General features: G+C 48.7%; 15 protein-coding genes. 8 read left to right on the top strand and 7 right to left on the bottom strand.

Annotation, left to right across the window (positions count from 1 at the left end; translation table 11 throughout):
• Positions 1 to 8: 8 nt before the first annotated feature.
• The 7 genes from BM021_RS02110 to BM021_RS02080 are packed head-to-tail and all read right to left on the bottom strand — an operon-like array spanning position 9 to position 9,442.
• Positions 9 to 1,397: a trypsin-like serine peptidase gene (locus BM021_RS02110; RefSeq protein WP_090718293.1), complete on the bottom strand. Its 1,389-nt coding sequence runs from the start codon at positions 1,395 to 1,397 to the stop codon at positions 9 to 11.
• The gene (locus BM021_RS02105; protein WP_090718289.1) at positions 1,394 to 3,328 is read right to left on the bottom strand and encodes a peptidoglycan-binding protein; all 1,935 of its coding nucleotides are present in this window, start codon (positions 3,326 to 3,328) and stop codon (positions 1,394 to 1,396) included. Before BM021_RS02105 ends, BM021_RS02110 begins: the two co-directional genes overlap by 4 nt.
• Before the next feature lie 23 nt (positions 3,329 to 3,351).
• Complete coding sequence (locus BM021_RS02100) at positions 3,352 to 4,470, bottom strand: aminotransferase class I/II-fold pyridoxal phosphate-dependent enzyme (RefSeq protein ID WP_090718286.1); 1,119 nt, start codon at positions 4,468 to 4,470, stop codon at positions 3,352 to 3,354.
• 11 nt (positions 4,471 to 4,481) lie between these two features.
• A complete protein-coding gene (locus tag BM021_RS02095; RefSeq protein WP_090718283.1) occupies positions 4,482 to 6,662 on the bottom strand; it encodes a hypothetical protein in 2,181 nt (726 codons plus the stop codon).
• 26 nt (positions 6,663 to 6,688) lie between these two features.
• On the bottom strand, positions 6,689 to 8,017 hold the full coding sequence (locus BM021_RS02090) for a hypothetical protein (protein ID WP_090718281.1): 1,329 nt from the start codon (positions 8,015 to 8,017) through the stop codon (positions 6,689 to 6,691).
• Between the two features lie 6 nt (positions 8,018 to 8,023).
• Complete coding sequence (locus BM021_RS02085) at positions 8,024 to 8,713, bottom strand: hypothetical protein (RefSeq protein WP_090718277.1); 690 nt, start codon at positions 8,711 to 8,713, stop codon at positions 8,024 to 8,026.
• A 39-nt stretch (positions 8,714 to 8,752) separates the two neighbouring features.
• Positions 8,753 to 9,442, bottom strand: a complete 690-nt coding sequence (locus BM021_RS02080; RefSeq protein WP_090718275.1) for a hypothetical protein — start codon at positions 9,440 to 9,442, stop codon at positions 8,753 to 8,755.
• 455 nt (positions 9,443 to 9,897) lie between these two features.
• Between BM021_RS02080 and panB the strand changes: the two genes are divergently transcribed.
• The 8 genes from panB (at position 9,898) to BM021_RS02040 (ending at position 21,047) form a co-directional block, all read left to right on the top strand.
• Entirely contained in the window at positions 9,898 to 10,689 is a 792-nt protein-coding gene (gene panB / locus BM021_RS02075) for a 3-methyl-2-oxobutanoate hydroxymethyltransferase (RefSeq protein WP_090718272.1), read from the top strand.
• A gap of 13 nt (positions 10,690 to 10,702) precedes the next feature.
• Complete coding sequence (panC, locus tag BM021_RS02070) at positions 10,703 to 11,527, top strand: pantoate--beta-alanine ligase (RefSeq protein ID WP_090718438.1); 825 nt, start codon at positions 10,703 to 10,705, stop codon at positions 11,525 to 11,527.
• A gap of 49 nt (positions 11,528 to 11,576) precedes the next feature.
• Complete coding sequence (dnaA, locus tag BM021_RS02065; RefSeq protein ID WP_371116007.1) at positions 11,577 to 12,971, top strand: chromosomal replication initiator protein DnaA; 1,395 nt, start codon at positions 11,577 to 11,579, stop codon at positions 12,969 to 12,971.
• A gap of 193 nt (positions 12,972 to 13,164) precedes the next feature.
• Entirely contained in the window at positions 13,165 to 14,280 is a 1,116-nt protein-coding gene (gene dnaN, locus BM021_RS02060) for a DNA polymerase III subunit beta (RefSeq protein WP_090718269.1), read from the top strand.
• A gap of 75 nt (positions 14,281 to 14,355) precedes the next feature.
• Entirely contained in the window at positions 14,356 to 16,770 is a 2,415-nt protein-coding gene (gyrB, locus tag BM021_RS02055) for a DNA topoisomerase (ATP-hydrolyzing) subunit B (protein WP_090718265.1), read from the top strand.
• A 577-nt stretch (positions 16,771 to 17,347) separates the two neighbouring features.
• Positions 17,348 to 18,595 (top strand): lipoprotein-releasing ABC transporter permease subunit, encoded by a 1,248-nt coding sequence (locus BM021_RS02050; protein ID WP_090718432.1) that lies wholly within the window; start codon positions 17,348 to 17,350, stop codon positions 18,593 to 18,595.
• A complete protein-coding gene (gene lolD, locus BM021_RS02045; RefSeq protein ID WP_090718262.1) occupies positions 18,588 to 19,280 on the top strand; it encodes a lipoprotein-releasing ABC transporter ATP-binding protein LolD in 693 nt (230 codons plus the stop codon). Before BM021_RS02050 ends, lolD begins: the two co-directional genes overlap by 8 nt.
• A 57-nt stretch (positions 19,281 to 19,337) precedes the next feature.
• Entirely contained in the window at positions 19,338 to 21,047 is a 1,710-nt protein-coding gene (locus tag BM021_RS02040) for an ABC transporter ATP-binding protein (protein ID WP_090718258.1), read from the top strand.
• Positions 21,048 to 21,062: the final 15 nt, after the last annotated feature.

Genomic DNA, 21,062 nt, shown 5'->3' with positions numbered 1-21,062 from the left:
ATTTCTCCTCACGTCGTAGTCCTGTCGTAGTCCTCGTTTATCCAATCACGTACTTGCCTGACCACCCGCTGCGTCAGCAGGACGCCGATTCTGGGGTCGCTCATACAATCTTCGCCGACCAACTGCGTCGTGCAGCCATCCAAACCAGGTGGCGTTTTACAATTGCCGCAGCCGCCGTGGTGAACCGCGATCAGATACCGTCTCTTCGATTTCTCATCCCAATACCAAACCGGAGATCCGCTGATGCCTTGGGATGTGTCGGCGGCATAGCTAATGAGTTGGCGGATTTGCTGCCCCCTCGCAGTCGGGCTAACACTCCTGACCGTGGCTGGAAGAAGCGTTGATCGGCCGTTGGAATCTGTTTGATAACCGCAAATGTTGAGTGTTTTCCCGGTCAATGTCCGAATTTCGTATTCGGGTAGGATTTCGACAGGTAGCAAGAAGGCGCCATCTATTTCCCCCGCGTTGCCCCAGAAGCTCAGCGTCTCGTTCTTCAGTTTGCTAAATCTTCGATACGCGATGGGTGGATTTGGCAGCCTGATCAGGCCGAAATCGAAGCGCGGATCGAAGTTGCCGGATCGCCAATTGGGGTGTGACCGCCAATCGATGGGCTTCGTCTTCGACCACGAGAAGGGAGTCCGCAAACCATCAGCGCCGGCGGCAACATTGATGGCGAGCACTTCGACAGGCGTAGCTGGATCATTTTCCCAGTTCGCGTCAAAAACATGTGCGGCCGTGAGCACGTGCCTCGGACCGACGAGCGTGCCGGTCGCAAACGATTGTCTGATCTCCCCATCTGGCTGTTTAAGAAACACCCGTAAGCGGCATATCCACCTGAACGGTACTTTCGTCATATCGATACGACGCCCCGCCGAAAAGCGCCCGGAGGAGCTTTCTCCATCCCATTCCCGTTGGGACTGGCGCAGGTCGACCGGCTCGTTGAAACTGTCGACTGCGATACCGCGCCCCAGGAATGGGTGGACATACGGCTTCATCGGCGGTATCCAGATCGTGGCGAAGCATTTCCTGCCGCCACAGGTGAAACGGGGCGAGAACGAGATCACGCCTTTGCCGAAATATTTGTATTCGAAAGCATTTCCGGGTGGCCGCCAGAATTTAATATTCGATGGATGACTGTTGATGGCTTGTGCGTGCGTCAGGCGTTCCGCGCCTTGCTTGAGACCATAAGCGCGTCCGGTCGTTTCGAGAAGGCCACCTCCGCCATACTTGATCTTGTAAAAGCGGCCTGGAACGGGGGTATCGCTGACCAAGGAATATTCTTGTTCGAACCGAAAACCGTCACTTGAGACCCCTGACCATGGGGGATTGAACGAACCGAACGGTACCTCTGTTTCGCCAAACGGCTTCTCCAGTTCCACCGGCCACAAGGCGCTCATTTCAGCTCCGGGGTCTCGTCAGAGCAGCGCAATCCGCACGAGAACGATCCAGTCGCGTTCATGCTCACATTCTTGCAAGGACGCCACTTTTCTGATTTCGGAAGCCATACCCAGCAGCGCGTGACGACCGTTCCGCGCAACCAGTTGGATTGGCTGGCAAATTCTTCACACATCCCCTGGCAAAAAATTTTCGCAGCTGCCGCCGTCATAAGTGAAGGTCCCTGTTCCTTGAGACGCCGAACATTACCCTTCGTCGGACGCAACCAGGCGTCGAAATAGTACCAATTCTTTTGATCACCGCGTGTTTCGAACTCTCCGGCACTACTTTCGGTCTCGAACTCCCTAAATGGAGATCCCGGTTCGAATTCGCCTAGCGGGCCAACGTCTTTTAACTCGCTTGAAAAACCTTGTGATGTGGCGGGATTCATCATGCTGCTAGCAGGCGCTCCCAATACAACAATCTTGTCGCCGCGACGCATCCATCGGCCTTGTTGCATTGCACCGGGCATGCCGATACGCTCGGACTCACTCAGGTGAAGATAAGGCAGATGTTTCCGAGCCGCACTCATAATCGCCTCGTTAACTACGATTTCCGCGTCGATGTCGGGCGATGACAAGGCTGCCTGCCGCATCGCTGTGCCCGCAATGCGGACAAAGCGCCGCGCCCTTTCCAACTCTGCCTCTTCCGTGTTCAAGCCACTGAATTCAAGCTCCAGCGCTTTGCTCAGCGCTGTTCCCACGGCACCACCGATGGCGGTGCCGACCCCCGGTATTGGAATAAAGGAGCCCAACACTTTACCCGCGACCGGAAGCGCAGCCTTTGCGAGGGTTTTCAACCCCTTGCCCAGTACAGGCAGCACGCGCCTGCCGATGAAGCGACCCGCTTTTTTGAGACCCCTGCCTATTCCCTTGAACATCTTGCCGAGAAACTGATCCAGCTCTTCCTCACTGGAAATCGATAACAATTCCGCAGCGAGTTCGATTTCTTCAGCCTCACTGAACGGGCTTTCCAGCGCTATTTCGAGTTCCAGCTGATTGGTAACCAGACCCGTTGGATTCAGAATATCCCGAAGACGTCCTTCGATAATCCCTCGCTCAGGCGTTCGGACATAACAGAAGGCATAATTGTCGGGATCAAGACCAAGGAAAATGGCATCCCGGCGGTATCCTTGCATCCGGTCGCGAAGGTTTCCGCTTTCACCGACATAACCAATGCGGCCTGCCCGCATCGGTTTACGGAAAATGACAAGATATACTCCTCCTTGGGCGGGAGCGCGATCCCACTGCGAGAGCCGATAACATCGTCTGGTGGCCCAGAGACTCCGATCTGCTGGCGACATGGAGCTGAGAAGCCGATTGTAATTATCTAGAAAGTCAGTAGGCAATTCCATTTCCAGCCACTCGCCCTCGTAACCTGTACCGAATTCCATTTCCTCCGCTGACGGCTGGCCATCCCGCCTTTCACAAGCGGATCTCAACGCCTCTTCGGTATCGGGACCGGCGATGCCCGTTGTTCTTAGGCCTTGCTGCCGTTGAAAGCTCCTGACAGCGCTGCGCGTTTCCGGCCCTATCGTCCCCGTCACTGGCAATTGCGTGCCCATCGCCTGATTCAGGCAGTCTTGTAGCCAGCGTACTCGCTCCGAGCCAACCGGTACCGGTTCGGCGAAGTAGGGTTCACTCACGATACCATAAGGTTCACGTATCACTCCCCAAGGCCGCCGACGCCCCCTCGGAGCGGGACGGGGCCTTGCAACCGGCGGGCGTTTGATTCCCTTCGGATGCAGCCCCGCCCGGGAGTGGGGTCCGCCATGCCTGCGCCCGCCACCATAAGAGCCACGCCGTCCCCATTCGCTTTCTTCTTCGAACATTTCACCTTGGGATTCGGGTGCGATTTTGAAAGGTATCATTTCAAAGCTGAGTTCTTGATTCATGATTCACCTCTTGAATGTGTAGGTCACCATTTTTGGTGACAAGCCGGAATTGGCTGTCCCTGAAATTGTTCGTTGAAGCTTTGACGATGGGCCAATGCATCCAACATATCGATACATCGATCAATCTCCATGACACTGTGCCGGGCTGTGATTAAAAAACTTAGACGTGTTTCCATGCTGCTATGGGGCCGTGATAACACGGTTTGCATGCCCCGCTGAGAAAGATGTTGGTGCATCCATATCGCGGTATTTCCTGAGATGCCACGCAGAGTTTGCACTGGAAACCATCCGCCGCTAGTAAACCATCCGATGCGTTTCAACCCTTTGCGGAATTGTCTGACTCGCTGCGCCAGCCTTTGTCTCAGCAAATTACCCTGAAGCCGGTTTACCGCCAGTGCATGTGCGGCAGCTTGGATAACAGCTACCGAAGGTGGACTACTATGCACACGCGTATCACTTGCCGCTATAAAGCGCCTGAGCAGATGTTTGCTTCCTGTCAGAACTGCCACCGGCACGCCGAATCCTTTGGCCAGAGAAGAGCCCAGCAGAATATCCGGACCGAAATGTCCGCTCCAGCGCAAAATACCTCCACCGCCGCTACCATAGGGGGCATGCAACGCGGGCGCTTCACCCAAGATGCCTAAAGCCTGCGTGTCGTCCAAAACCAGCAGACCGCCGAAGCGTCGCACTATCTCCAAATAGTCGCCGATAGGTGCTGCCTTGCCACAAGCAGGACAAAAACCGTTGGCGACCACCACCGGATACTCCCTTTTGCGTGTCTGGACGGTAATTTGGGACCAAAGCGCTGCGGCAGCGTGATGGCGAAAAGGGTAAACGGCAATACCCCTTGCATTTAAACGTTCCATCCCCCAACGTGCAATTGCATAAGTTCCCTCGTCCAGATACAACGCTACCGGTTGCTGGCACAGCATCCCGAATAAATCCCAGAAGAGATGCAAGGTAGAAGGCATCAGCACGCCTTGCTCGCAACCCTGTAACTGCGCCAGTTTCTGCGCAACTTCCTCGGCACCGGGAGGTTCGGCCAGCGCAGCCGGAACCCCCAGGGTGAACTGCTGCCAAGGCTGCAGAAGTCTGCTCGGGTGATGCAATCCCAGGTAGAGTGCCGAGGTAAAGTTGCTCATGCCGATGCATCTCAATTTGTCCGCAGTTGGCTTGCCAAACGCTTCTGCAGCAGCACTGATGGCAAGGTGGAATCCACACGCGCATTAACCGTTGGATCAGCCGATAGATCCACGCCCGTTGCTGCACGATAAGCATGGATATAACCCTGCACCTGTGGACGGAAGAATCTTGCCCAATTAAGCGCTTTAACAGGCTCGAATTCATCGCTCCAATGACCCCAGCGGATTGAAAGGAATAGCTGCTCACCGAACATAGCAAGGTTACGGAACTGCACCACGCTAGTATCGGTCCAACCTTGGAGCTTCTTCATCGCGTCGACACGATCCATCCATGGTTCTGGATAAGCCACCATAATGCGGGTAGGCAGAAACTCTCGAAATTCGGGTCTGGCTAATAACCACTGCTGTATCAGCATTTCGATGCGGGCGGTTGACGGCAGATCCCCGAACTGGTTGTGTGCTCCCTCGGAAAGGATCAGATGCACTTCCTTGAGGGCATTGAGCACCGGAAAGGCATCGGCTTTAACCGTGGTATCGTCATCCTGCTTATAGAACACGGCACACAAGCGTAGCAAGTGATGGAAGGCTTCCAGGAATTTCGAGCGCGTATCCGCCGGGCGAAAATTCTGTACAGCCTTGCCTTCCAGTCGCAGACCGTAATGATGATCGTACTCGTAATTACGACGATTGATCGTTAGCCGATTCTGTTCATCCTGGATGTAACTCCATAACAAATTGTTAAGCGGGCGCAATGGATCCATCTCCAGGTTGGCAAGCGGGTCCTGCGCTGATGAGCGCATGTTCTGGAAGCGTCGAGAGAGAGCGTTCATCGTTTGTACCAGCATGCCTTCTTCGTGCCAGTAAGACCAGATGAGCTCCAACAGGCAAGGATTAGTGAGCTTGTCTTGCAATATCCCGAAACAATTATCGAGTATTTCAGCTTGACCCCCATTTCTTATTCTCGGAATAGCGTTTTCAAACAATGTTGTCTTGATGGTAATATCTGGTAGCTTTCGGCGAATGACCGCAAGATAAGGAAGTGTTTTGTCGCCATTTACGGGTACAAGATATTGACCAAAAGCGTCGCTCAATCCTATGTCAGGAATGGGCAAATCCCTGCGATCAAGATAGGCGTCATCGCGATTGGGGCGATTCGTATTCGGATCAAACGGTAACGGTAACGGCTCCTGCTGTACGCCACAATTGACCTGCTGTATGCCACAATTCACCATCACGAAGGCTTCGGTAGCCGCCTTCACGACGCGGTAGGTATCTGAATCGGTAAAGGATAGAAAGCGTTGATTCTTCAGGTGATCGTATTTCCTTTGCTTCACCAGAAAACGTCCATCTTCAAAACCATTTTCTGGATTTGGAGGTTCTCCGCCGCAAAAAATCCAATCCATGAAACGAAAATAATTATTGAACGAGAGCGCCTCGGTGCTATTACGGATACCTGTCCAGAATGCCGTATCTTCTGTAAACGAAGTTTCTGTGCGCGTCAGCGAAACGTTAAGCTTACCGTCAACATTGGTTGTGGGTGGCCGCTTTGAGAAGACAGTTGTTGTCAAGGTAGTGGAAGCACTTCCTATTTCACTCATTGTGACACTGACCTTCGTTTCACCAACATGCCCATGAGTATTGAGATGAACTATATCCCGCGTGGTATCGGATTCATAAAAACTACCACCAGTTGTTGTCCATCTGAATTTCCGATTTTCCGGTTGTACTGCTGCTGAAGCTCTGAAAATCCAGGTCGTTCCTTCATCCGCCTGAGCACAGGCGTTAAATTCTGATCCTTGGCAGCCTTCTGGGAGCGCCCCCCACTCAATGTTAAACTCTAATGGAACGGGTATTGTTCTCGTGATGCAGCTCTTCGGAATAACCGTGATGAACTCTGGTTTAGAACAAACTCCAAAAGCTTCGCAACAAATTTCATAGTAGCCACAGGGCACTTCAAAAATGGCGCGAGCATCTTCATTCGTTTCTTTCCTATAAAAAGTTTTTTCTTCGCAAGAAGAATCATCCGAATATTCTCCGACGTTTTCTTCCATTCTAGATTTCTGCCGAGCTTGCCCTCCTCTTTCTTTACTTTGAAGGGTAAGGGTAACCCGAGCATTTCTTATTGGGATTTCTGTGTTGTCGGCGGTCACCAAAATGATCACTTCACCTAACTGTGCATTTTTTGTAAACATGGGTTTCTCCTTAATAAACTTAATGCTCAATATTTGATTGCCAGTTTAAACTCTGGTACTTTGTGTCCCCAGCCCTGTCTGGAGCAGTCTGCGGCTATTTTCAAGGTGCTGCTGAGTGCCCAGTGGGTCAGCAATTTACCCAGAATGGTGCTTTCCTGTTCCGGGCTCATGCGGCCGTCGGAGCGGGCCTGGCCGATCACGGCAAAAGCCAGGGTAGGGGATGCCCAGTACATTTTCGACGGCTGTTGTTGCCAGACCCGCAAAAGCGCCTGAAGCTGATGTGGCTGGCGGTTTCTCACCTGTAAGGCTTCGGCAAGGCTATGGCCGCGCAGGCTGAGAGGTCTGTGATTGACCAGCAGTGCGACAAATCCGGGTAGCGTCGCCTGCAGGGCGTCATAATTTCGCTGCTGCTCAGCATCCAGCCCGCTGAGCGGGTAATAGGTTTCCCATAACCGGGCCAGGCGTCCCCACTGCGGATGAGGATAAAGCGTCTGTCCCATGGCACAACTCAGCTTGACGCGAATCCAGGGAGAAGGATGCGGATCATCCCGGTTCAGACGGAACATAAAAGCACGCGGCAGGCTTACAACACCCATCAATCCCAAGGTAGAGGCAATCCCGATCCTCGCGACCGACCATAAGTCGGCGACGATCTCGGAAATCCAGCGCTCCCATAATGACCAGATGGCGCTATGCGATCCGCTGCCTCGCTGCATCCCCTGCAAAACGGGCCGCAGTGAATTCACCAGATTGAGCAGAGCAGCGGCCTGATGACCTACTTCGTGAATCAAGGAAGAGGCGATACCGCTGCCGATCAAGCGTTCCCTTGGCACGCGAATCACTGCCACCGGATTTTCGCCACCGCCCGGCAGTCGTGTTCGAGCCCGCCGAATGGCGGCTCCGACGCCGCGATCGAGATAACAGATTACGGGGGGAACATCATAGTAATGACCAGGCAGTGTCAGCGCATCGGCAGAGACGATATCGAGTCCTGAAAGCCAAACACCGATTTCGTTCTCACTCCGCTGCGTCAGCGCATCATTGAACAAATCGAACTGAGTCAAAATGGTATTGAACCTGAGCCGAAGTAGTGAAAATAGCCGTTGCGCTTGCGCTGGTGTCGCTCTTTGACCTGATGGTCCACGTAACCAACTGATATAACGTCGAATTAAATCTCTCAGCTCTCGCCGGCCTTTCATAAGGTACCGTTCGATGCCGGTTTGTGCTGCGGGTAAAATAGCCGCTGTTGGCAACATGCTTTCATGTAATACGAAAGGCTTGATGCGTTGCAACCTGGTCATCAGCGCACGAGCTTCCTGCTCGAGCATCCATGTGGCATAGGAAACGCCGGCCATGATGACTCACGCCCCAAACAAAATAATTTTGTTGCCGCGACGCATCCAGCGGCCGCTCTTGGCCCCACTTCCGCAAGAAGGGCAAGCACCCGCTTTGCCACCAGAGGTGGCAGGCCGGGTGCTGCTAACCAGCCCGGGCGCCAGTTGACGAGCGGCTGCCAGCATGGCTGACTGGGCGACCGCCCGTGGATTCGCCGTCGGCGGTGCCGAGGTTGCATTTTTAGCGGCTGCTCCAGCGAACTGAACGAAGCTTTTCGCGGCCTCGAATTCCTGGTCCTCCAGACTTAATCCCTCCAATTCCAAGCCGAAGATTCGGCCGGCAGTGGACGCGACCTGACTGCCGATTTTGGCCCCGCTGCTTCCGCCGAAATAACCCCCAATGGCGCTCCCCATCATGGGCAGCGCTTTCTTGGCTGCACCTTTCAGGAGACCGCCAAGCTGTTGACCTACCGGTGACTTGATAAACTGACCAGCAGCCCGACCCGCCTTTTTGATGAGACTGCCCAAGAACTGCTCCAACTCTTCTTCGCTACTGACCTCCAGCAGCTCCGCTGCGAGCTCCATAACCTGCATTTCACTGAAAACACCCGTTTCAGCGCTCCATTCGGTTTCACCATCTTCGTATTGTTCATATTCGTAATTGTAATTTTCCAGCTCATCGCTGGTTTCCAGTTGCGTGCGGTCGATATCGTGCATGATGCTGTCCTCCTCGGAAAATCGTTATCAGGAAATCGTTCAGGCATTGAAAATGATGATGTTGCGGCCTTGCCGAATCCATCGACCACCACGACTTTTGCCCGCAGCGGTTGATGGCGCAGCGGGTCTTGAGCCCGGGCCTAACAGATTTGGTGCATATATTTGCGCGGCTTTAGTAGCTGCAGTTTGGGCAGCAGTGCGTGGATCGGTGGAAGCAGGCGCTGAAACTGCATTTTTGACGGTGTTAGCGGCAAAACGTACGAATTGTTTTCCACCTTCGAATTCACGATCTTCGTGACTTAACGCTTCCAGTTCCAGCCCCAATGCCTTTCCTGCTGCAGAAGCGAGACCACTACCGATCTTGGCTCCCAATGGTCCACCGAAATAGGCCCCCAGTGCACCGCCAGCAATAGGCAAGGCTTTTTTGGCGACACCCTTGAGCACGCCCCCCACAGCTCGACCGATGGGAGATTTCACCACTTTACCGATAGCTCCTCCAGCTTTCTTGATCAATTTGCCCAGGAAGCGATCAAGCTCTTCCTCATTAGTCACTTCCATGAGTTCGGCGGTCAGTTCCATCACCTCACTCTCGCTAAATACTTCTCTCCACTCTGCTTCACCAAACTCGAATTGCTCGTTTTCATATTGCTCGCCCTCACCTTCATATTGTTCACCTTCAAAATTGCTCATTTCCGGATTGAATTCGAATGCGTTTTCGCCCTGATACATGATATGACCCTCCAATTTATTGGTTTCCGTAACACCTGAACTAATAACTTAAATAACGATAAGTCCCTGTATTAAAGAATTTTGATAACGTTCCCGTCAGGTCAACCTGTTCAATCTCGGTTGCCTTCACTATAGATATAAGCAAACGGTGTGCCAAAAATTATTAGCATCAGAACATATAGTTTTTAGAGTTAGTTAATACATTGAAAATAAAATCAAATAATCTATATAATTCTAATCATGTTATGAAAGCAAAACATACGACCTGGCGAAGCTAGTTTCGGTAAATAGAATAAGCGTCCCCTCGAAGGCGAAAAACATTTCGGTAATACTGAGAAACGTAGATGAAGCAAACCGACCTGATGTTTTGAGAAATCGGGATAGAATGGATAAAAAAGTGCCCTGCAACCTAATCCTTTTTACCAATCAATATTTGATAATTGTCAATACAAAGCATGAGAATCACACAAACCACACTACAGAAAATGCATGAGAACCATGAAAAATTTGCTGCTTTGACCTGTTATGACGCAATCTTTGCAAACATTCTGGAAAATGCGGGGGTCGAGGTATTGCTGGTGGGTGATTCACTGGGAAACGTATTGCACGGAGACAATACTACCTTGTCCGTCACATTGGACGACATGATTTATCATACCCGTTGTGTTGCGCGCGGTTCCAGCAAGGCATTCATTATGACCGACATGCCGTTTGGCAGTTATCAGGCTTCACCTGAACAAGCTTTTCAGAACGCTTCCAGGATCATGGCTGCGGGTGCGCATATGGTTAAAATTGAAGGTGGCAAAATTATGGCGGATACCGTCGAATTTCTGGCACGGCGCGGGATTCCGGTTTGTGCCCACATCGGTTTGACACCGCAATCAGTCCATCAATTGGGTGGTTATAAATTACAGGGTAATTCGGAAAAATCAGCTAAACAGTTACTCAATGATGCAAAAATACTGGAAAAAGCCGGTGCTAGCCTGCTGGTAATGGAAGTTGTACCAGCAAAACTAGCTAAAGAGATTACCCGTGCACTGGCTATTCCTACCATCGGCATTGGTGCAGGTGTGAATTGCTCAGCTCAAGTCTTGGTGCTTCATGATATGCTGGGACTATTTCAAGGTAAAAAACCGCGTTTTGTTAAAGACTTTATGGTGGGTGCAAACAATATCCAGGAAGCGGTAGCAAATTATGTGGTTGCTGTCAAAACAGGGCAATTTCCAGGTCAAGAACACGAATTTTAATCGACGGCTAGTGGTGAAAATCTTTACTGACATTCCTTCACTGCGTGAAGACCTCAAGCATGAACGAGGAATTGCTTTTGTTCCTACGATGGGCAATTTGCATGCAGGCCATCTTGCATTGGTAAAGCAAGCAAAACAGCTCTCTGATTGTGTTGTGGTCAGTATTTTTGTTAATCGGCTACAATTCCTGCCGCATGAAGATTTTAATCGGTATCCGCGCACCTTGGATGATGACTGCAAATTGCTGGCTGAGCTGAATGTCAATAGTGTTTTTGCGCCCAATGAAAAAATTCTTTTCCCAACAAAGCAAGAATTCTTGTTAGCATTACCACCTGTGGCAGATACTTTAGAAGGAAAATTTCGGTCGGGATTTTTCCGTGGCGTCGCAACCATCGTACTGAAATTGTTCAATATTATTCAACCCGATATTGCTGTATTCGGCAAAAAAGATTATCAGCAACTGCATATTGTGCGTGAAATGGTAAGACAGTTGAATTTGCCTATTGAGATTGTTGCGGGTGAAACGGTTCGTGCATCTGATGGGTTGGCGTTAAGCTCGCGCAATCAATATTTGAATAAAGTACAACGGTTAGAAGCTCGTAATCTCTATCAAACGCTGCTTAAGATCAGGCAAGAAATTATTTCCGGCTGTAAAGATTTTCTGACCCTCCAAGAAAACGCAATTAACAATCTGGTGAAAAGAGGTTGGAAAGTTGATTACATTCAAATCCAAAACCGCAGTTCACTGATGCCTGCACAGAGCAACGACCAAGACTTGGTCGTACTAGGTGCAGCTTGGTTAGATAACACACGGTTGATCGACAATCTGGAAATATAAAATTAGTTTTTTGTATTTATATTACGTTGCTGTTGCCTTTCAAAGCCAGATGGATAAAGAACCAAAAATTATGCAGTCACTTAACACCTTCTGGTTATCTTGCCTTGATCATTTTAGAAAAGACTTGAATGCTCAACAGTTTAATACTTGGATCAAACCTCTACAGATTGATTCCTCGCTAAATAGCGACAATGAAGTGGTGCTGATTGCTCCCAATCGTTTTGTTTCTCAATGGGTAAAAGACAATTTTATTACTCATATAGAAGCAATGGCCCAAGGATATTTTGCTAAAAGAATTCAGTTTCATCTAAAACTCGCAGATCAAACGGAAAGTAAAAATACTCACTCTGACCCAGCTCCTGTACGGGTACAGGAGGAACCAAAACCTGACTCGAGTGCAATATATCCACCTACCAAGAAAAATCCCAGCCGGCTGAATCCAAATTTTACATTTGATAATTTCGTTACCGGAAAAGCTAACCAATTAGCCCGAGCAGGTGCAATCCAAGTTGCGGAATCGCCGGGGATTGCCTATAACCCGCTTTTTATCTATGGCGGCGTGGGCTTAGGAAAAACTCACCTGATCCAGGCAATTGGCAATTACGTGCATGAAAAGGATAAAAATGCAAAAATCCGTTATGTGCATGCTGAAAAATACGTATCTGACGTTGTCAGTGCCTATCAGCATAAAGCTTTTGATAAGTTTAAGCTTTACTATCATTCGCTCGATCTGTTACTGGTGGACGATGTGCAATTCTTCGGCGGAAAAAATCGTACCCAAGAAGAATTCTTCTACGCCTTCAATGCGCTCGTAGAAAGGCATAAACAAGTCATCATCACTTGCGATTCTTATCCAAAAGAAATTTCCGGACTGGAAGAACGCCTGGTGTCGCGCTTTGGATGGGGATTAACCGTAGCAGTGGAACCACCAGAGCTGGAAATGCGCGTTGCCATCTTGCTAAAGAAAGCTGAACTGGAAAAAATCCGCTTGGATGAAAGCGTAGCTTTCTTCATTGCCAAGCATATTCGCTCGAACGTCCGGGAATTAGAAGGCGCATTAAAGCGGGTACTCGCCTTTTCACGCTTTATCGGTCAAGAAATCACACTCGATCTGGCCAAAGAGGCCTTAAAAGACTTACTGGCTGTGCAAAGCCGCCAGATATCCATTGAGAACATCCAAAAAACCGTCGCAGACTACTATAAAATCAAAGTTTCTGAGATGTATTCAAAAAAACGCACTCGCATCGTCGCCAGACCCCGCCAAATGGCGATGGCAATCGCCAAAGAGCTGACTTCTTTGAGCTTACCCGATATTGGTGAAGCTTTCGGTGGAAGAGATCATACAACCGTATTACATGGTTATAGAAAAATCAGCGAGTTACGTATTTCAGATCCTGTGGTAAATCGAGATTTTAATGCACTAATTATGATTTTGAGAGGTTAATTAATAATTGTTTTAATAATTTGTGTATAACTTGTAGATACTGTCATTCTTCATTTTTATCCACAAACTATTCAACGCTTATACAAGGATGATACAAACTTCAAAACTGTGCTATCGTGTTGATATTCATTAAATGTTAGAAAATATACAGAAAGATTGAAGACATTATTTAATTATTACTATTCTTATATCAATGCTTTTAATAAAAACTAACCGCGATGCCTTGCTGAGACCGTTGCAAACAGTTACTGGTATTGTAGAGCGCCGCCAAACGCTGCCCATTCTATCCAATGTTCTGATCCAACAGAATGAAGAAAAGATTTCATTTTTGACCACCGATCTGGAAATACAAATCAAAACAACTGCTGAGAAAGATTCTACGGCGCAACAAAGCTTTTCTCTGACAGTAGCTGCTAAAAAATTGCAGGATATTCTTCGTGCCCTCGCATCAGATGCTGAAATTCTGCTGACACGGCAGGATGATCATTTGCATGTAAAATCCGGTAAGAGTGCTTTTAATTTACAAATATTGCCAGTTGAAGATTTTCCAGAAATCGTTGAAGAATCGAAATCCGATGTTTTTGTCACACTCAAACAAAGTGAGCTAAAAAAGCTTTTGCATCATGTTCAATTTGCTGTTGCACAACAGGATATTCGCTATTATCTCAACGGCCTTTTATTACTCGTAGAAGAAAAACACCTCGTTAGTGTCGGCACTGATGGGCATCGGCTTGCTTATATGACAGCTGACCTAGCGAAAGCATATCCAAAACAGGAAGTCATTCTCCCGCGTAAAGCGGTTTTTGAACTGTCAAAACTGCTCAACGACAGTGAAGATCCAATCAATATTGAATACTTCCAAAACAAAGTACGTTTTTCTTTTTCCAATATTATCCTGACATCTAAAATCATCGATGGCAAATTTCCAGATTACAATCGCGTTATTCCAACAAAAAATACCAAATTATTTGAAATAGAACGTCTGACTTTTCTTCAAGCATTGCAGCGAGTATCGATTCTCTCCAATCAAAGTGAGAAATTTCGTGGAGTACGGTTAATCATCAATAAAGATAACCTATGCATTGTCTGCAAAAATAGCGAACAAGAAGAAGCCCGGGAAGAGCTGGAAGTTAAGTATGATAATGAATCGATCGATATCAGCCTTAACATCACCTACCTTTTGGATTTACTCAACCATGTGGACAGCGAAACCGTGCAATGTGCGTTTGAAAACGCCAACAGCAGCGTCCTGATCACAATACCAGGAAGAGCAGAATTTAAATATATCGTGATGCCGATGAGAATTTAGCAATAATTCTGGTTAAGAACGAATGACGATTTTCGATGCTTAACATTCCGTTTAACTTCATACAGACTTTAACTGATGAGTAATCACAACATATCCAAAGCAAATCAGAGCGGCTACGGTTCTGAAAGTATCAAAATATTAAAAGGCCTTGATGCCGTGCGCAAACGGCCGGGAATGTACATCGGTGACACCAGTGACGGCACTGGCCTGCATCATATGGTTTTTGAAGTGGTCGATAATGCCATTGATGAAGCGCTGGCAGGCTATTGCGATGAAATCACGGTTACGCTTCATCCGGATAATTCGGTCAGTGTGCTCGACAATGGACGCGGAATTCCAACTGGTATTAAACAAGATGATGACATGAAACGCTCTGCAGCAGAAATTGTGATGACCGAATTACATGCCGGCGGCAAATTTGATGATAATTCGTATAAGGTTTCCGGAGGATTGCATGGCGTAGGCGTATCGGTTGTCAATGCCCTGTCGGAATGGCTGAAGCTGACGATCCGTCGTGAAGGAAAAACCCATCAGATGGAGTTCCGGATGGGGGTGCCGGTCAAACCCCTGGAGGTAACTGGAGAAAGCGAGCGGCATGGCACCGAAGTGCACTTCCTGGCCAGTAAGGAAATTTTTGGTAACGTCGAATATCACTACGATATTTTTGCTAAACGGCTGCGTGAACTTTCCTTTCTCAACAACGGTGTAAAAATTCACTTGATTGATCAACGCAGTGGGAAAGAGGAAAAATTCGCATTCATCGGCGGCATCAGGAACTTTGTCGAATACATCAACCGCAGCAAATCGGTGCTGCATCCCAATATCTTTTATACAGTCGGAGACAAGGATAATATTTCTATCGAAGTTTCCATGCAATGGAATGATAGTTATACCGAACAGGTGCTGTGTTTTACCAACAATATTCCGCAGAAAGACGGCGGAACTCACCTGACAGGCCTGCGCGCTGCGATGACGCGCACGCTCAATAACTACATTGAAAAAAATGAACTGGCTAAAAAAGCCAAGATTGAAACGTCTGGCGACGACATGCGTGAAGGATTGTCGTGTGTGCTGTCAGTAAAACTGTTTGAACCCAAGTTTTCCTCACAAACCAAGGAAAAGCTGGTTTCTTCGGAAGTACGACCGGTGGTTGAGGAAGTCGTGTCGCAAAAGCTGTCCGAGTATTTGCTGGAGAATCCGGTTGATGCAAAAATTATTTGCAATAAAATCATTGAAGCGGCCAGAGCTCGTGAAGCTGCCCGTAGGGCACGCGAACTGACGCGCAGAAAAGGCGTGCTCGATAGCATGGGGCTGCCTGGGAAGCTGGCCGATTGTCAGGAAAAAGATCCAAAATTATGCGAGCTTTATCTGGTCGAGGGCGATTCTGCAGGTGGTTCTGCCAAGCAGGGGCGTGACCGGAAATTTCAGGCAATCATGCCCCTCAAGGGCAAGATATTGAATGTTGAAAAAGCCCGTTTTGATAAGCTGATTTCGTCGCAGGAAATTATTTCGCTGATCACTGCGCTGGGAACCGGCATTGGCAAAGATGAATATAATCCGGACAAGCTGCGATATCACCGCATTATCATCATGACCGATGCGGATGTGGACGGCTCGCATATCCGCACCTTGCTATTGACGTTCTTTTACCGGCAAATGCCCGAGTTGATTGAGCGCGGCCATGTTTATATCGCGCAGCCACCGCTGTATAAAATCAAACATGGCAAGAAGGAACGCTACGTCAAGGATAATCATGAATTGAAACAATATATGTTGAGTCTTGCGTTAGCCGACGCCGAGCTGCACCCCGGCATTGGAAAACCACCCTTGAACGGTAAAACATTGGAAAAAATTGCCAATGAGTACATTCTTGCGGAAGCGGTGATTGAGCGTATGAGTCAACTGATCGACAGCAATGTCATGTATGCGTTGCTGCGCCAGCCGGATGTTGATCTGAGCAGTCAGCAAGCGGCAATGGATAGCGCTTCCCGGCTCGCCGCGCGAGTAAAAGATGTACAAATTACCGCAGAATATGATGAAGTACACGAACGTTTCCAACTGAAAATCATACGCATCTCGCATGGAAATCTGCTGGTCAGTCAGCTGGACAGTGATTTTCTGGAAAGTGGTGATTATGCGCAGATCCAGAAAACTGCCCAGGTATTTGAAGGCTTACTAGGCCAGGGTGCCTTTGTACAGCGCGGCGAACGAAAGCTAGGTGTCAGTGAATTCAAACAGGCGCTGGAGTGGCTACTGGAAGAAGCCAAAAAAGGTGTGGGTGTACAACGCTACAAAGGACTGGGCGAAATGAATCCAAGTCAATTATGGGAAACCACCATGGACCCGCAAAATCGTCGTCTGCTGCGTGCCCAGATTGAAGACAGCATATTAACCGACGAAATCTTTACCACCTTGATGGGTGATGTGGTTGAGCCACGACGGATGTTTATTGAAAAGAATGCGTTGCGGGCAACGAATATTGATATTTAAGGCAGCGGGTCTATGTGACTGAAGCCGACTGCTTGAACCCGATAAAGTCTTTTATTCTGGTTTTGAATAAAGTTTGGTAAATTAATGAATTAGTTAGCCAGCTTTTCAAGAATTAGCTGTCATTTTTAGTGCTATTTCATTATTTGGTTAAAGATAAATTATGTTATTCACAATTTCTGTGGATAAGTTTGTGAATAACCTCTTAGACAAGTAGCTAACTTATATATTTATAATGGTTTTTCTTAACTTGACTAATAACTTAACACTTTAATTATTACTTAAATATTAGATAGTTATGATCTCCATCCAATTTTATTGAACGATATTCCAACGGATCATCTGATCTTGCTTCCCTTGTGGATGATCCGGATTTTTTCCTGTGCCAGCATTTCGCTAAAAATAGCGAAACACTCCTCAACAAGAAACAAACGTAAGCCAAAGTGTGTATAAAACTTCATGAATGATAGTTTCTATCCATTCAGAGGTTTTTCCACATCATCTTGATCATTGTTTATTTGTTAAGCTTCGGTTAGTTGTGGCAAACTGCCGGGATAAACTTATTACGGGTATTAAATTCGTGTCCCCCTATGAACTTTTCATTGGTTTGCGCTATACGCGCGCCAAAAAGCGCAATCACTTCATCTCGTTTATTTCACTGATTTCTCTGCTGGGCATTACACTCGGAATGACGGCACTCATCACTGTTATGTCGGTCATGAATGGTTTCCAGAAAGAAGTACGTACACGCATTCTGGGAGTTGCTTCACATGTTCAGATCGGCAGTATCTATGGCAATCTAAGTCACTGGCAGCAGACCGCAGAAGAATCCCGCAAGCATCCGGCGGTAGAAGCTGCTGCGCCTTATGTCAGCGCCCAGGGCATGCTGTCACACAATCAGGTTGTACAGGGCGTCCTGGTGCGGGGCATTTTGCCTGCGATGGAAGATAAGGTAGCCGATTTTTCAAAAACCATGGTCAGTGGCAAACTGGACCATCTGGTGCCAGGCGAATTTGGCATCGTCATCGGTATGGAATTGGCGCGCATGATGGGTACTTTCATCGGGGACAAGATCACGCTGATTTCACCGCAAGGACAAGTCACCCCTGCGGGCATTTTGCCGCGCCTGAAGCAATTCACGGTGGTGGGTATTTTTGAGGTAGGGCATTTTGAATATGACTCCGGATTGGTGTTGATTCACATGTTTGACGCACAAAAACTGTATCGTATGGAAAATGATGCTGTTTCCGGGGTGCGCTTAAAGCTGACGGATTTGTTTCAGGCTCCAAAAGTAGTGGAGGAACTACCTGCCATGCTGACGCTCGATAGTCATATCAGTGACTGGACCAAGCAACACGCCAATTATTTTCGTGCCATCCAGATTGAAAAACGCATGTTGTCATTGATTCTTGCATTGATTATTGCAGTAGCGGCATTCAATATCGTGTCTACATTGGTAATGGCGGTCACTGACAAGCAGTCGGATATCGCGATTTTACGCACGCTGGGTGCCAGCCCGCGCAGCATCATGAAAATATTTATTGTGCAGGGAACGTTTATTGGTGTGTTTGGCACTATCCTGGGAGTCGTCGGCGGCATGCTGTTAGCCTACAATGTCGGTGAAGTGGTTGCGTTTATTGAATGGCTGCTCAATGTGCAATTCCTGTCGCGTGAAGTTTATTACATCAGTAAAATTCCTACCGACCCGCAGCTGACCGATATCACAACGGTGGCTGTCACTTCGTTTATTTTAAGTTTATTGGCCACCATTTATCCCAGCTATCGGGCATCCAAGGTGAATCCGGCAGAGGCGCTGCGCTATGAATGATATCGTTATTTCCTGCCACAACCTGTTTAAGCAATTTTCTCAAGGCGATCTGGCGGTTCCGGTATTGAAAGGCGTTAATCTGACCTTGAGCGAGGGTGAAATGGTTGCAATTGTCGGTGCATCCGGCTCGGGAAAGAGCACGCTGCTGCATGTGCTCGGCGGATTGGATGCGCCCACCAGCGGAGAGATCTGTATTCTCGGCCAGGATATTGCGAAAATTAATGAAGAAGAACGGTGTCGGCTGCGTAATGGTTCTCTGGGTTTCATTTATCAGTTTCATCACTTGTTGCCGGAATTCAGTGCATTGGAAAATGTTGCCATGCCGCTCCTGATTCGCCGTCTGCCAAATCAGGAGGCGTACGATCGTGCAGCCGCTATTTTGCAGCAAGTTGGGCTAAGCCACCGTTTGACGCATACGCCGAGCGAATTATCCGGTGGTGAGCGCCAGCGCGCTGCTGTTGCACGTGCGCTGGTGACACAACCTGCCTGCATTCTGGCTGATGAACCAACAGGAAATCTTGACCGCCATACGGCTGAGGCGGTATTTGATTTAATGCTGGAACTGAATCATCAAGTCAATGCAAGCCTGATCATTGTTACTCACGACGCGCGGCTGGCCAATCGTGCCCAACGGGTCAAACAATTGATTGACGGCGTTCTATGCGATGTTGCGCATGTACAATGAAAACCAACCCCATCTGTGAACAATCGAACCTTTTATTCATCATTTTCCTAACAGCTTATGCGTACTTTACTGACGTACATTATGGTCTTTCCCCGACGCAGCGCATTTGTTCTGGTCGCATTGCTCATTGCCGGCGTCGCTGAAGGATTGAGCTTAACCGCACTGCTGCCTTTATTATCCATCGCTGTAGGTGAATCAGGCGGATCGAGCAATTCCGGCATCGGTAAATTCATGGAAAAAGCGCTGCAGGACATCGGCATTGAACCCGCACTAGATACCATTCTGATCATTATCGTAGCGGGTATGTTTTTCAAAGGATTGGTACTGCTGCTGGCCAATCGGCAGGTAGGTTATACCGTTGCACATGTTGCCACGGCTTTGCGCCTAGATCTTATTGAAGCTTTGCTGGCCAGCCGCTGGCAATATTATTTAAACCAACCTGTGGGTTCACTGGCTAACTCGATTGCTTCGGAAGCTTACCGCGCAGCCAACGGTTTCGAGCACAGCGTGAATGTGCTGGCGCTCGCCATTCAAGTGCTGGTGTATGCCATTGTGGCATTGTTTATCTCATGGGAAGCCACACTGGCTTCACTGGTCATTGGTTTATTTTTGCTGGTCGTATTGAACCGTCTCGTCAGCGCTACCCGCCGCGCAGGCAGCAAGCAAACCTATCTGCTACGGGACTTGCTGACTTATCTGTCAGATGTACTCAGCTCAGTGAAATCATTGAAAGCCATGGCGCGCGATAACGTGGCCGATGCTATTCTGCATGAGCAAACGCAACACCTGGAAAAAGCCACGCGCCGGGAGGTCATGAACAGGGCGGCTTTAACCGCATTGCAGGAGCCGATACTCGCCGCCCTGACTGCCAGCGGCTTGTATATTGCATTAGTGGTATGGGAATTGTCGTTGCCGGAAGTCATGCTGATGGTTTTTCTGCTGACGCGCATACTGGGATTACTGAATAAGACGCAGCGCAGACACCAGCAATTGGCTGCCCAAGAAAGCGCTTACTGGGCCTTGCGCAAAGCCGCTGAAGGCGCACGCGCGGCAGCGGAGCGAGCAACTGGAACACGGCAACCCACGCTGCAAAGAGGCATCGCCCTGCAGCATGTCAAATTCAATTATGGTCAAAAGACCATTTTCAAGGACCTGACTATCGAAATACCGATCAATTCATTCACTGCAGTGATGGGACCTTCCGGCGTCGGCAAGAGCACTTTACTGGATTTACTCTGCGGATTGACCGAGCCGCAATCCGGCGATGTCCAGATCGATGGCATATCGTTGCACGATATCAATCTGCGCGAATGGCGCCACATGATCGGTTATGTGTCGCAAGATACCATTTTATTGCATGATACGGTGATGAATAACATTCTGGTCGGGGAGCCTACATTGACTGTCGCCGATGCAGAGCAGGCACTGCGCCAGGCCGGTGCATGGGACTTTGTCAATGCCTTACCGGAAGGGCTTCAAACGGTCGTGGGTGAACGCGGCGGGCTGCTTTCCGGCGGCCAGCGCCAACGCATCGCCATTGCACGCGCACTGGCACATAACCCGGCATTCCTGATTCTGGATGAACCCACCAGCGCGCTGGACCCGGAAAGTGAACAAACTATTTGCGAGACACTGCAAAAATTATCCCAAAACCTGACTATTATCGCTGTCTCGCATCAACCTGCGGTAATCAATGCGGCGGATCGGGTGTTCATACTTTCCAATGGCATAGCAGAGCCATTGTCGCAGGGTGCTTATATACCTTAATTCTCTAACATCTCA

The sequence above is a fragment of the Nitrosomonas sp. Nm166 genome (genome assembly GCF_900112825.1).
In the GTDB taxonomy this organism is placed as follows: domain Bacteria; phylum Pseudomonadota; class Gammaproteobacteria; order Burkholderiales; family Nitrosomonadaceae; genus Nitrosomonas.
This window is presented reverse-complemented; position numbering and strand designations above follow the sequence as displayed.